The sequence below is a fragment of the Streptomyces sp. NPDC046349 genome, assembly GCF_055587885.1.
In genome coordinates this window covers 157,612-169,792 of sequence record NZ_JBVJFK010000008.1, presented here as the reverse complement: position 1 = coordinate 169,792, position 12,181 = coordinate 157,612, and the positions used below count along the sequence as shown (strand labels likewise).

The following is a 12,181-nucleotide window of genomic DNA, read 5'->3' as shown; positions in this document are numbered from 1 at the left end:
GTCCAACGACAGGTGAGTGTACGTGAACCGGGCCGTGACGTCGAACAGCGCCCGCCCTGACATGCTCCGGTCCGTCTCGCGTCCGTTCAATGAAACGGTGTGCGGCGCTTCTGCGTGGTCTGGGACGATTGCTCGTATGACCTCTGCAACGCCTTCCTCCGAGCGCCGGGTGTCCGCCCGTATCGGCGCCATTTCCGAGTCCGCCACCCTCGCCGTGGACGCCAAGGCCAAGGCCCTCAAGGCCGCCGGGCGTCCGGTCATCGGCTTCGGCGCGGGCGAGCCCGACTTCCCGACCCCGGACTACATCGTCGAGGCCGCGGTCGAGGCCTGCCGCAACCCCAAGTACCACCGCTACACGCCCGCCGGCGGCCTGCCGGAGCTGAAGGCCGCCATCGCCGCCAAGACGCTGCGCGACTCCGGCTACGAGGTCGAGGCGTCGCAGGTCCTGGTGACCAACGGCGGCAAGCAGGCGATCTACGAGGCCTTCGCGGCCGTCCTGGACCCGGGTGACGAGGTCATCGTCCCGGCCCCTTACTGGACCACCTACCCGGAGTCGATCCGTCTCGCCGGCGGTGTCCCGGTCGAGGTCGTCGCCGACGAGACCACCGGATACCGGGTCTCCGTCGAGCAGCTGGAGGCCGCGCGCACCGAGCGCACCAAGGTCGTCCTGTTCGTGTCCCCGTCCAACCCGACCGGTTCGGTCTACAGCGAGGCCGACGCGAAGGCGATCGGCGAGTGGGCCGCCGAGCACGGCCTGTGGGTGCTGACGGACGAGATCTACGAGCACCTGGTCTACGGCGACGCGAAGTTCACCTCGCTGCCGGTCCTGGTCCCGGCCCTGCGCGACAAGTGCATCATCGTCAACGGCGTCGCCAAGACGTACGCGATGACCGGCTGGCGCGTGGGCTGGGTCATCGCCCCGCAGGACGTCATCAAGGCGGCGACCAACCTGCAGTCGCACGCCACCTCCAACGTCTCCAACGTGGCCCAGGTCGCCGCGCTGGCCGCCGTTTCGGGCAACCTGGACGCGGTCGCCGAGATGCGCAAGGCCTTCGACCGCCGCCGCCAGACGATGGTCAAGATGCTGAACGAGATCGACGGCGTCCTCTGCCCGGTGCCCGAGGGCGCCTTCTACGCGTACCCGTCGGTCAAGGAGCTCCTCGGCAAGGAGATCCGCGGCAAGCGCCCGCAGACATCCGTCGAGCTGGCCGCCCTGATCCTGGACGAGGTCGAGGTCGCGGTCGTCCCGGGCGAGGCCTTCGGCACCCCCGGCTACCTGCGCCTCTCGTACGCCCTGGGCGACGAGGACCTGGTCGAGGGCGTGTCCCGCATTCAGAAGCTCCTGGCCGAGGCCAAGGCCTAGGCCTGACACGGCCCGCAGCGGCGCCTCCCCCACCGGGGCGGCGCCGTTCGCCTTTTCGGCCCCGCCGGCGTTCGAGGCGCGGCGGTCCGGGGGCTGCGGGTGCGGCGCCGCACCCGCTCAGGCGTTCGCGCAAGCCCCCGATCGGTAAAACCCCCTCCCGCCGAGCGCAGCGGTACGGCAGGATCACCAGATGGAGCACGTACGCGATCTCACGCTTCTGCCGAAGGCCCACCTCCACCTCCACTTCACCGGGTCGATGCGACCATCGACCCTCCTGGAGCTGGCCGACAAGTACGGCGTGCGCCTTCCCGACGCCCTGACCGCCGGGGAGCCGCCCAAGCTGCGCGCCACCGACGAGCGCGGTTGGTTCCGCTTCCAGCGGCTCTACGACGCCGCCCGCTCCTGCCTGCGCGAGCCCGACGACATCCGGCGCCTGGTCCGCGAGGCTGCGGAGGAGGACGTCCGGGACGGCAGCGGCTGGCTGGAGATCCAAGTGGATCCCACGTCCTACGCCCCCCTTCTCGGCGGGATGATCCCGGCTGTCGAGATCATCCTCGACGCCCTCGACTCGGCATCCCGCGAGACGGGTCTCGGCATGCGGGTGCTCATCGCCGCCAACCGCATGAAGCACCCCCTCGACGCCCGCACCCTGGCCAGGCTCGCCGTGCGCTACGCCGACCGCGGCGTCGTCGGTTTCGGCCTCTCCAACGACGAGCGCCGCGGCATGGCCCGCGACTTCGACCGGGCTTTCGCCATCGCCCGCGACGGCGGCCTCCTCGCGGCCCCGCACGGGGGCGAGCTCACCGGCCCGGCCTCGGTCCGCGACTGCCTCGACGACCTGCACGCCGCCCGCATCGGGCACGGTGTACGGGCCGCGGAGGACCCCCGGCTGCTGAAGCGGCTCGCCGACCGGCAGATCACCTGCGAGGTCTGCCCCGCGTCGAACGTCGCCCTGGGCGTGTACGAGCGGCCCGAGGACGTCCCGCTGCGCACGCTGTTCGAGGCCGGGGTGCCGATGGCGCTGGGCGCGGACGACCCGCTGCTCTTCGGGTCCCGGCTCGCGGCGCAGTACGAGATCGCCCGCCGCCACCACGGTTTTACGGACGCGGAGCTCGCGGAGCTGGCCCGCCAGTCGGTGCGCGGGAGCGCCGCGCCGGACGATGTACAGGCCAAGCTGCTGGCCGGGATCGACCACTGGCTCACCGGGTGAGCCGCAGGTCCCCCTCGTAGCAGTCGGCGCGCACCCGGCGGCCGTCCGGGAAGCCGATCTCCAGGTGGGTGCGGCCCTGCTCGGGCAGCGCGAACTCGGCGACCGAGGAGACGGTCTCGCCCACGTGCCGCAGGAAGGGGTGGTCGCCGAGGTCCTCGCCGACCTCGATACGGCCCCACTCCCCCATGTCGTACGGCTCGTGGGGCGGGGCGGACTCGACGATGAGGCACTGGTCGGAGCCGGTGGTGATCCGGATGGAGTCGCCGACGCTGTCGATCAGCCAGACGTCGAGGGGGGACTCGGAGCGTTCGCCGTCGCTGACGTGCCAGGACGCGACGACCCTGCTGAGCGTGCGACCCACGAGCCGAGTGGGGTCCGTACCGGCCCCGTGACGGGGACAGAGCATGGGCGGCCGGGGCTCCTCAGATGCTGACGCCGACCGTCACCGGCTCGTTGACGAGGGTGACGCCGAACGCCGCGTGGACGCCCGCGACGACCTCGCGGGCCAGGGTGAGGAGGTCCTCGGTGGTGGCCTCGCCCCGGTTGGTGAGGGCGAGCGTGTGCTTGGTGGAGATGCGGGCGGGGCCGGTGCCGTAGCCCTTGGTGAAGCCGGCCTTGTCGATCAGCCAGGCCGCGCTGGTCTTCGTACGGCCCTCGCCGGCGGGGTACGCGGGCGGCGCGGTGTCGGGGCCGAGGCGGTCCCGGACGCGGCCGAGGAAGGCGGCGTAGGCCTCGTCGGTCAGGATCGGGTTGTGGAAGAAGGAGCCGGCCGACCAGGTGTCGTGGTCGGCGGGGTCGAGGACCATGCCCTTGCCGGCGCGCAGCCGCAGGACGGTCTCGCGGGCGGTTGCGGCGGGGACCCGGTCGCCGGCCTCGACGCCGAGGGCGCGGGCGGTCTCGGGGTACTTGATCGGCGCCGAGAGGCCGCCGGCGTCCTCCAGGGCGAAGCGCACGCGCAGGACCACGTAGCGGTCGGGCTGGTCCTTGAAGGTGCTGCTGCGGTACCGGAAGGCGCACTCGGCGGCGGTCAGAGTGACCGTTTCGCCGGTGGTGCGGTCGTAGGCGACGACCTCGGTGATGGTGTCGCAGACCTCCTGGCCGTACGCCCCGACGTTCTGGATCGGGGTGGCGCCGGCCGAGCCCGGGATGCCGGCGAGGCACTCGATGCCGGCGAGGCCGGCTTCGACGGTGCGGGCGACGGCGTCGCTCCAGTTCTCGCCGGCGGCGAGCTCCAGCCTTGTCCCGTCGAGGTGGAAGCCGGTGGTCGCGATGCGCAGGGCGGTGCCGTCGAATCCCCGGTCGCCGATGACCAGGTTGCTGCCGCCGCCGATGACGAGCAGCGGGGTGCCGCTCTCGTCCGCGGCGCGGACGGCGGCGACCACCTCGGCGTCGGTGGTCGCGGTGACCAGGCGGGCGGCGGGACCACCGAGACGGAAGGTGGTCAGCGGGGCGAGGGGGGCGTCGTGGAGTTCCTGCACGTGGACAAGAGTACGGTCCGTGCCCCTCGCATCCCTGCGGGGCCACGGACCGTCCTCGCTCTCTCTCGTGCCGGCGGGGTCAGCGGACCGGCTTCTGCTCGGCGAGGCGGCGCTCGGCCTCGGCCCAGCCGAGGGGCAGCTCGGCGGCGGGCACGGTCCAGTAGGTGAAGACGGATTCCTTCATGTACGCGCCGGCGGCGCGGGAGCTGGAGCGGTGGGGCTCACTGCGGGCGAACCGGTACAGCGCGTCCCGGTCCTCCCACGCGGAGAGGGTGAGGAAGGTGCGGCGCAGGACGCGGGCCCGCAGGGCGACGCCGTGGGCGCCGGGGGCCCGGCGCATCTGGCGGATGATGCCGGGCGCCTTGAGGAGGAACCTGACGGCGCCGGTGAGGGTGGCGGTCTCGAAGCGGGAGGCCATGACGTAGACCTCGGCTCCGGGGGCGGCCGGAGTGGGCGTGGACCAGGGGATGTCGGGCATGGCGTGCTCTCCTTCCGTGGTGCGGCTACGGAAGCCGCATGGACCTGATCGGGTTTGCGGGCTTCCTGGTCACCCGATGGCGGGGACCTTGTCCGTGGCGTGGGCCGCGCCGGCGGATACCGGAGTGGGCGCGTGCCCGGCCTTGCGGGGCACCAGGAGGGCCAGCGCGGCGGCGAGGGCGACGGCCGCGGCGCCGATCCACAGGGCGGGGACGGTGCCGTCGGTGAAGGCCTGCGGGGTTTCGTAGCCGCCCTGGGCGGAGAAGACCGAGGCCAGGACGGCGACACCGAGGGCTCCGCCGACCTCGCGCAGGGCGTTGTTGGTGCCGGAGGCCTTGCCCTGGTCCGCGGGGCGCACGGTGGACATCAGGACGTTGGCCGCCGGGGCGAAGTAGAGGGCCATGCCGATCCCGCTGAGGATCAGCGGCGGCAGCTGCGCGGCGTACGAGACGTCCGTGCTCAGGATCGCGGCGAACCAGCCGAGGCCGAGTGCCTGGAACGCCAGGCCGGCGGCGACGACGGGGCGGCCGCCGATGCGGTCGGAGAGGATCCCGGCCAGTGGGGCCACGATCATCGGCATGCCGGTCCAGGGGAGCATGCGCAGGCCGGCTTCGGTGGGCGAGTAGCCGGCGACGCCTTGGAGGAACTGGCTGAGCAGGAAGATCGAGCCGAACATGCCGAGGAACATCAGCAGGCTGGCCAGGTTGATCCCCAGGAAGCCGCGGTCCCGGAAGAGCCGCATGGGGAGCATGGGGTCGGCGTCGGTGAAGCCGTGGTGGACGAAGCCCGCGACGAGGGCGGAGCCGACGATCAGACCGGTGAGGACGGGGGTGCTGGTCCAGCCCTCGGAGTGGGCGTTGACCAGGCCGTAGACGATGCCGAAGAGGCCGCCGCTGATGAGGAGGGTGCCGGGTACGTCGAGGCGGGCGCCGGGGGCGGTGGACTCGGCGAGGCGCAGGCGGGCGAGCGGGATCAGGGCCAGGCCTATCGGTACGTTGAGCCAGAAGATCCACTGCCAGGAGATGTGCTCGGTGAGGCTGCCCCCGATGAGGGGGCCGCTGGCGACGGCGAGGCCGGTGACGGCGCCGTAGATGCCGAGGGCCGTGCCGCGGCGGGCGGCCGGGACGGCGGCGGTCAGCAGGGTGAGCGTGAGCGGCATCATGACGGCGGCTCCCACGCCCTGCACGGCGCGGGCGGCGATGAGCGCGTCGATCCCCGGTGAGAGGGCGGCGGCGGCGGAGGCGCCGGTGAAGACGGCGAGGCCGACGATGAACAGCCGGCGGCGGCCGAAGCGGTCGCCGAGTGCGGCTCCGAACATGAGGAGGACGGCGAAGGTGAGCGTGTAGGCGTTCACCGTCCACTCCAGGTCCTCCAGCCCGCCGCCGAGGTCCTCGCGGATGGCGGGGAGGGCGGTGGTCACGACCAGGTTGTCGAGTGCGGCCATGAAGCCGGCCACGCCGGTGAGGACGAGGGCCCAGACCGCGGGCGCGCGAAGTGTGGTGTCGGTGCCCGCGCCGGTGCCGGCGCCTTTGCGCGTGCCTTTGTCGGTGTCGGTGCCTCTGCCGGTGTCGGGCGTGTGCACGATTCCCCCTGCGAGTGGTTAGTTATTACTGACTAACTTTCTTGCCCAAGCGGATGCGCGCAGATCGCGCACTCCCGTCACTTCTCCAGACGACCGGTGGCGCCGGCGTCGGGATAGAGCCCCTGCCAGACCCGGTGCCCGGGCGGGAATCCCATGGCGGCCAGGGTGTTGATCAGCATTCCGTAGGCCATGAAGGTCGTGGTCTCCTTCGGGTCCGCACCCAGCGGCAGGTGGACGGTGTCCCACAGTTCCATCCAGCCCTTGCGGACCAGCTCGCCGAGCTCGTGGTCGCCTGCCGCCGCGGCGGCGGCGACGGTGACGTACATCTGGAGCTGCATCTGGAGCTTGTCGGGATCCTCGACGATCAGCCGGGTGTACGCGTTCGCCATGGCCTGCTGGGCCTCTTCGCCACGCAGCCCCTCGACTGCGGCGGCGAAGACCTCGCGGGTGTCCCTCAGGCAGCGCTCCGAGGCCGCCAGGAAGATCGCCTGCTTGTTGGGGAAGAGCCGGAAGAGGTAGGGCTGCGAGACGCCCACCCGCTTGGCGATCGCCTCGGTGGAGGTCCCGTAGTACCCGCCCCGGGCGAACTCGTGCATCGCCGCGCGGATGACGCTCTCGCGCCGCTCCTCTGCGCTCATCCTTGCCATGCAGCAAAGTTAGTACTCAATCACTAACTTGGTCAAGGAGGAGTCCTGGGGCAACTCCGGACGGAGGAGGAAGAGGAGGCGAGGTTGCGGGGAAGCGGGGGCGCCGAGAGGGCGGCCGCCGGGGGCGGGGCGCCGGGGGCGGGGCGCCGGGGGGACGGCCGCCCGCCCCCTCGGGCACTCCAGACTTTCAGGCGCTCAGACGATCGGGCGCTCGGGCGCTCAGGCGCTCAGGCGCTCAGGCGAGTGCGACCACTGCGCGGGACATCCCGAGGACCTTCTGGCCGGCGCTCACGGCCGTCAGGTCGACCCGTACGCGGTTGTCGTCCAGCTTCGCCGCGACCTTGGCGGTGACCTCGATCAGGCCGCCCCGGTCGTCGTTGGGGACCACGACGGGCTTGGTGAAGCGCACGCCGTACTCGACCACCGCGCCCGGGTCGCCCACCCAGTCGGTGACCACGCGGATCGCCTCGGCCATGGTGAACATGCCGTGCGCGATCACGTCCGGCAGTCCGACCTCCTTGGCGAACTTCTCGTTCCAGTGGATCGGGTTGAAGTCGCCCGAGGCTCCGGCGTACTGGACGAGCGTGGCGCGCGTCACGGGGAAGGACGCGGCGGGCAGCTCGGTGCCGACCTCGACGTCGGCGTACTTGATCTGTGCTGCCATGTCAGGCCTCCTCGGGGGCGCGGGAGACGAGCTTCGTCCACGCCGTCACCACGTGCTCGCCGGTCTCGTCGTGGACCTCGCCGCGGATGTCGATGATGTCGTTGCCCGCGAGCGATTTCACGGCCTCGATGGTGGAGGTCACCGACAGGCGGTCACCGGCCCGCACCGGGCGGGAGTACGCGAACTTCTGGTCGCCGTGGACGACGCGGCTGTAGTCGAGCCCCAGCTGCGGGTCCGCGACGACCTGGCCGGCCGCCTTGAAAGTGATGGCGAACACGAAAGTCGGCGGTGCGATCACATCGGAGTGGCCGTGGGCCCTGGCCGCTTCGGGGTCGGTGTAGAGGGGATTGGCGTCGCCCACCGCGACCGCGAATTCGCGGATCTTCTCCCGGCCGACCTCGTACGGATCGGTGGGCGGGTAGCTCCGCCCCACGAAGGACTGGTCGAGAGCCATGACTCACTACCTCCTGTTGAAGGACACGAAACACACAGGGACAAAGACAGGAACGACACGGAAACGACACGAGGCCGCCCCCAATGAAGGGGACGACCTCATGACGGTGCCTGTATTCGAGACTTCGCTGGGGTCAGCGGGTCTCGCGGTGCGCGGTGTGCGAGTTGCAGCGCGGGCAGTGCTTCTTCATCTCCATGCGGTCCGGGTTGTTACGCCGGTTCTTCTTGGTGATGTAGTTCCGCTCCTTGCACTCCACGCAGGCCAGCGTGATCTTCGGGCGGACGTCGGTGGCAGCCACGTGAGTGCTCCTTGACGGACTATGGGACGGATGAACGCATAAAAGAGTAGCCGATCGGGAGACCGACCCCGCAATCGGCTACTGTGGGTAGCGGCGACCGGACTTGAACCGGTGACACAGCGATTATGAGCCGCTTGCTCTACCGACTGAGCTACGCCGCTTTGATGTGATCGGCTCCCCACCCGAGGGTGGGGGGCCTCTCTCACCAGAGCCCCAATGCGGAATCGAACCGCAGACCTTCTCCTTACCATGGAGACGCTCTACCGACTGAGCTATTGGGGCGAGCGATGAAGACATTACACGGTTGCCCGCCGATCGCCCAAATCCTTTGCGGGAACAGGGCTCCGAGGGCGTTCGGAAGCCTCTCTTGATCAACCCGCCGCCCCCACACGCCCCACTTCTCCCGTTGTTTGTGCGCGGGCTCACACGGGGCGCGCGCTCCGCGGCTGCCGTGGGCGCCGCGGCCCAGGGGCACCACACCGGTACGACTATTGCGCTCTTCCGCGAAGCGGGGTGCGGTGCGCCCTAGGCTCTGAGCACGCTGCGTGATCTTGGGCCGCGGGCCGCGGCCACGGCCCCAGGAACCGCCCGAGCCACCGCAGGAGCGCGATGTCCGACAGCCAGCCGCAGCAGCCGTCCCCCTCCCACCGCAGCGGCAACGGCAGCGCGGCCGCCGCCGAGGCCGCCACCCTGCTCCTCGCCGGGGCCCGCCTCACGGACGGCCGTACCGTCGATGTCCGCGTCGGCGGCGGACGGATCCAGGCCGTCGGGACCGCGGGCAGCCTCTCCTCCCCGGTACTGGCCCGAGTGGACCTCAACGGCTACCTGCTGCTCCCCGCCCCCGCCGAGCCGCACGCCCACGGGGACACCGCGCTGAGCGCAGACGGCGACGGCCCCGTCTCCTACGCCCCCGACGAGGTGCAGCGCCGCGCCACTGAGGCGGCGCTGCTCCAGCTCGGCCACGGCGCCACCGCCATGCGCTCGCACGTGCGCATCGGCGACATGCACGGCCTCGGCCCCATGGAGGCCGTGCTCCAAGCCCGGCGCTCCCTGCGCGGCCTCGCCGACCTGACCGCGGTGGCCGTACCCCGTCTGCTGACCGGCGCGGCCGGGGCCGACGGGCTCGCCATGCTGCGGGACGCGGTCAAGATGGGCGCCTCGGTCATCGGCGGCTGCCCGGACCTGGACCCGGACCCGACGGGCTTCCTCGAAGCCGTCCTGGAGCTCGCCGACGAGCACGGCTGTCCCGTGGACCTGCACACGGACGGTGACGACCCGGCCCGCCTCTCGCGGCTCGCGGCGATGGCGGGCGGGCTGCGCCCCGGAGTGACCATCGGCCCGTGCGGCGGCCTCTCCCGGCTCCCGCTGGACGCGGCGGCCCGCGCCGCCGACCGGCTCGCGGCGGCCGGCGTACGCGTGACCTGCCTGCCCCAGGGCGACTGCGCGGCCCTGGAGCGCCGCGGCCTGCGCACGGCCCCCGTACGGCTCCTGCGGGCTGCCGGCGTGCGGGTCGCGGCCGGCAGCGGGGCCCTGCGGGACGCCGGGAACCCGGTCGGCCGCGGTGATCCGCTGGAGGCCGCGTACCTGCTGGCCTCCCAGGGCGGGCTGCGCCCCGGCGAGGCCTACGAGTCCGTCAGCGCCTGCGCCCGCGAGGCGATGGGCCTGCCGGAGGTACGGGTCGAGGCCGGCTTCCCGGCGGAGCTGCTCGCCGTGCGCGGCGACCGGATCGCGGGCGTGCTGTCCCTCGCGTACAGCCGGATCGTGATCCACCGCGGGCGGGTGGTGGCGCGTACGAGCGCGGTGCGCGAGTACTGCGACTCCGCCGTCGCGGTGGCCCTGGACCTGCCCCGGCAGGGCCGCGCGGAGCACGGCCCCTGACGGGTGCCTTCCCGGGCGGGGGCGCCCGGCTCGTCGTACCGTCGGGGCATGCGCATCGTCATCGCGGGTGGACACGGTCGGATCGCGCTGCGGCTGGAGCGACTGCTCGCCGCGCGCGGGTACGAGGTCGCGGGCATCATCCGCGACCCCGAACAGGGCGACGACCTCAGGGAGGCGGGCGCCGAACCGGTGCTCTGCGATCTGGAGTCGGCCACGGTGGAACACGTGGCGGGGATCCTCCAGGGCGCGGACGTGGCGGTGTTCGCGGCGGGCGCCGGCCCCGGCAGCGGTGCCGCGCGCAAGGACACCGTGGACCGGGGCGCGGCGGTGCTGTTCGCCGACGCGGCCGAACGGGCCCGCGTGCGGCGCTTCCTGATGGTCTCTTCGATGGGCGCGGACGCCCATCACGAGGGCGACGAGGTCTTCGACGTCTACCTGCGGGCGAAGGGGGAGGCCGACGACCACGTACGGACCCGGCTGGGCCTGGAGTGGACGGTCCTGCGCCCCGGCTCGCTGCTCGACGACGCAGGGCAGGGCCAGGTCCGTCTGGAGGCCCGGACGGGCCGGGGGGCGGTGCCGCGGGACGACGTGGCGGCGGTGCTGGCCGAGCTGGTGGAGACGCCCGCGACCGCGGGTCTGACCCTGGAGCTGGTCTCCGGCTCCACCCCGGTCCAGGTGGCCGTCAAGGCCGTCGCCGGCAACTGACGGCCCGGGGGGAGGCCGGCTCCGGGCCGGCCTCCCGCCCGCGGCTCAGAACTGCGCGTCCAGCTTGTCGTCGGAGCGTCCGACCGAGTCCTGCTGGTAGCGGCTCTCGTACGCGTCGCGGATCCGTTCGATGCGCACGCTGCGGTCGTCGGCCTCCTTCTCCGGGTACAGCAGGACCACTTCGTAGGAGGTCTCCCGGACGATCTTGCCGTCCCCGCCGCGCCACTGGCCGTACCCGTCGTGGAGCGTCAGCCCCTCGGGGAAGGCGGGGGTGATCTCCTGGTCCAGGAACCGCATGAACTCCCGCTCCGCGACCGGGCCGCCGCCGTCCGCCCGCTCCGTGCCGAAGTACAGCCGGGTCTCCCGGTAGGGCTCCCCCACGTCCGTATGAAGGGTGGCTCCCATCAGAGCCGGAATGCCCGCGCCGAGCAGGGCCAGGAGAACCCCGCCGCCGACCTTCCCCCGCGTGTCAGATGTCCATTTCACGCCCGGAGAACGACCGGGGGCCCCGGACGATGCGGCCGACGCCCCGCAGCGCCGCCGGCAATGCGAAAGAACCCCCGTCCGCTGCGTTTCCGCAGATGAACGGGGGTTCCACTCGCGTGGCGGCGCCAGGATTCGAACCTGGGTAGGCTAAGCCGACGGATTTACAGTCCGCTCCCATTGGCCACTCGGGCACACCGCCATGGGATATCGCCTTCGAGGACCGCTTTTCCGCGGTTCTCCCTGGCAACGACGTAAACGATACCTGATGACCGGGGGTGCTTCGCCACCGGATTGATCAGCGCCGCGGGTGGGTGCGGTGGCTAGGCTTTGCCGAGCGGTCCGGGGATGTCCGGCCGCGCCCTCCGGGGCGATCGCAATCGACTTCAAGGAGCCACAGCACATGGCCGACTCCAGTTTCGACATCGTCTCGAAGGTCGAGCGGCAGGAGGTCGACAACGCCCTCAACCAGGCCGCCAAGGAGCTCTCGCAGCGCTACGACTTCAAGGGCACCGGCGCCACCATCGCCTGGTCCGGCGAGAAGATCCTCATGGAGGCGAACTCCGAGGAGCGCGTCAAGGCCGTCCTCGACGTCTTCGAGACCAAGCTGGTCAAGCGCGGCATCTCGCTCAAGGCACTGGACGCCGGTGAGCCGCAGCTGTCCGGCAAGGAGTACAAGATCTTCGCCACGATCGAGGAGGGCATCTCCCAGGAGAACGCCAAGAAGGTCGCGAAGATCATCCGTGACGAGGGTCCGAAGGGCGTCAAGGCCCAGGTCCAGGGCGACGAGCTGCGCGTCAGCTCCAAGAGCCGCGACGACCTCCAGGCCGTCCAGGCCCTCCTCAAGGGCAAGGACCTGGACTTCGCCATCCAGTTCGTGAACTACCGCTGACCCGAGGTCCGCGACCTGTCACCACGCCGGCCCGGCGGTCTTCACCGACC

Annotated in this window: 13 protein-coding genes, 3 tRNA genes and 1 pseudogene; 5 read left to right on the top strand and 12 right to left on the bottom strand. The window is 71.8% G+C overall.

Annotated features, from left to right (window positions below; translation table 11 throughout):
• Positions 1-136 precede the first annotated feature (136 nt).
• Together ACZ6JS_RS20240 and ACZ6JS_RS20235 are read left to right on the top strand one after the other, a co-directional pair.
• The gene (locus ACZ6JS_RS20240) at positions 137-1,363 is read left to right on the top strand and encodes a pyridoxal phosphate-dependent aminotransferase (RefSeq protein ID WP_469299640.1); all 1,227 of its coding nucleotides are present in this window, start codon (positions 137-139) and stop codon (positions 1,361-1,363) included.
• Between the two features lie 190 nt (positions 1,364-1,553).
• Entirely contained in the window at positions 1,554-2,573 is a 1,020-nt protein-coding gene (locus tag ACZ6JS_RS20235) for an adenosine deaminase (protein ID WP_469299639.1), read from the top strand.
• Here the strand turns inward: ACZ6JS_RS20235 and ACZ6JS_RS20230 are convergent.
• From ACZ6JS_RS20230 to ACZ6JS_RS20185, 10 genes and pseudogenes are all read right to left on the bottom strand, one after another.
• Positions 2,563-2,934 (bottom strand): hypothetical protein, encoded by a 372-nt coding sequence (locus ACZ6JS_RS20230; RefSeq protein WP_469299637.1) that lies wholly within the window; start codon positions 2,932-2,934, stop codon positions 2,563-2,565. The genes ACZ6JS_RS20235 and ACZ6JS_RS20230 overlap by 11 nt on opposite strands.
• A gap of 61 nt (positions 2,935-2,995) precedes the next feature.
• Positions 2,996-4,066: pseudogene (locus ACZ6JS_RS20225) on the bottom strand (UDP-N-acetylmuramate dehydrogenase); the annotation flags it as partial.
• A gap of 64 nt (positions 4,067-4,130) precedes the next feature.
• Positions 4,131-4,529: a DUF3291 domain-containing protein gene (locus ACZ6JS_RS20220; RefSeq protein WP_469299635.1), complete on the bottom strand. Its 399-nt coding sequence runs from the start codon at positions 4,527-4,529 to the stop codon at positions 4,131-4,133.
• A gap of 69 nt (positions 4,530-4,598) precedes the next feature.
• A complete protein-coding gene (locus ACZ6JS_RS20215; protein ID WP_469299919.1) occupies positions 4,599-5,984 on the bottom strand; it encodes an MFS transporter in 1,386 nt (461 codons plus the stop codon).
• A gap of 203 nt (positions 5,985-6,187) precedes the next feature.
• Entirely contained in the window at positions 6,188-6,757 is a 570-nt protein-coding gene (locus ACZ6JS_RS20210) for a TetR/AcrR family transcriptional regulator (protein WP_469299634.1), read from the bottom strand.
• A gap of 235 nt (positions 6,758-6,992) precedes the next feature.
• The gene (locus ACZ6JS_RS20205; protein ID WP_469299632.1) at positions 6,993-7,421 is read right to left on the bottom strand and encodes a MaoC family dehydratase; all 429 of its coding nucleotides are present in this window, start codon (positions 7,419-7,421) and stop codon (positions 6,993-6,995) included.
• A gap of 1 nt (position 7,422) precedes the next feature.
• On the bottom strand, positions 7,423-7,875 hold the full coding sequence (locus tag ACZ6JS_RS20200; protein WP_469299631.1) for an FAS1-like dehydratase domain-containing protein: 453 nt from the start codon (positions 7,873-7,875) through the stop codon (positions 7,423-7,425).
• 133 nt (positions 7,876-8,008) lie between these two features.
• Complete coding sequence (gene rpmG, locus ACZ6JS_RS20195) at positions 8,009-8,173, bottom strand: 50S ribosomal protein L33 (RefSeq protein WP_007265873.1); 165 nt, start codon at positions 8,171-8,173, stop codon at positions 8,009-8,011.
• Between the two features lie 88 nt (positions 8,174-8,261).
• A tRNA-Met gene (locus ACZ6JS_RS20190) sits at positions 8,262-8,334 on the bottom strand.
• A gap of 48 nt (positions 8,335-8,382) precedes the next feature.
• Positions 8,383-8,455, bottom strand: a tRNA-Thr gene (locus ACZ6JS_RS20185).
• Between the two features lie 327 nt (positions 8,456-8,782).
• On the opposite strand from ACZ6JS_RS20185, the gene ACZ6JS_RS20180 reads away from it, so the two are divergent.
• Positions 8,783-10,051, top strand: coding sequence for an amidohydrolase family protein (locus tag ACZ6JS_RS20180; RefSeq protein ID WP_469299629.1), 1,269 nt, complete (start codon positions 8,783-8,785; stop codon positions 10,049-10,051).
• A gap of 48 nt (positions 10,052-10,099) precedes the next feature.
• Positions 10,100-10,756, top strand: coding sequence for an SDR family oxidoreductase (locus ACZ6JS_RS20175; protein WP_469299628.1), 657 nt, complete (start codon positions 10,100-10,102; stop codon positions 10,754-10,756).
• A gap of 45 nt (positions 10,757-10,801) precedes the next feature.
• Here ACZ6JS_RS20175 and ACZ6JS_RS20170 read toward each other — a convergent pair whose 3' ends face one another.
• Positions 10,802-11,242, bottom strand: coding sequence for a DUF3574 domain-containing protein (locus tag ACZ6JS_RS20170; RefSeq protein ID WP_469299626.1), 441 nt, complete (start codon positions 11,240-11,242; stop codon positions 10,802-10,804).
• Between the two features lie 117 nt (positions 11,243-11,359).
• Positions 11,360-11,441, bottom strand: a tRNA-Tyr gene (locus ACZ6JS_RS20165).
• 201 nt (positions 11,442-11,642) lie between these two features.
• Here ACZ6JS_RS20165 and ACZ6JS_RS20160 point away from each other — a divergent pair.
• Positions 11,643-12,131: a YajQ family cyclic di-GMP-binding protein gene (locus ACZ6JS_RS20160; RefSeq protein ID WP_030030284.1), complete on the top strand. Its 489-nt coding sequence runs from the start codon at positions 11,643-11,645 to the stop codon at positions 12,129-12,131.
• The last annotated feature ends 50 nt before the right edge of the window (positions 12,132-12,181 follow it).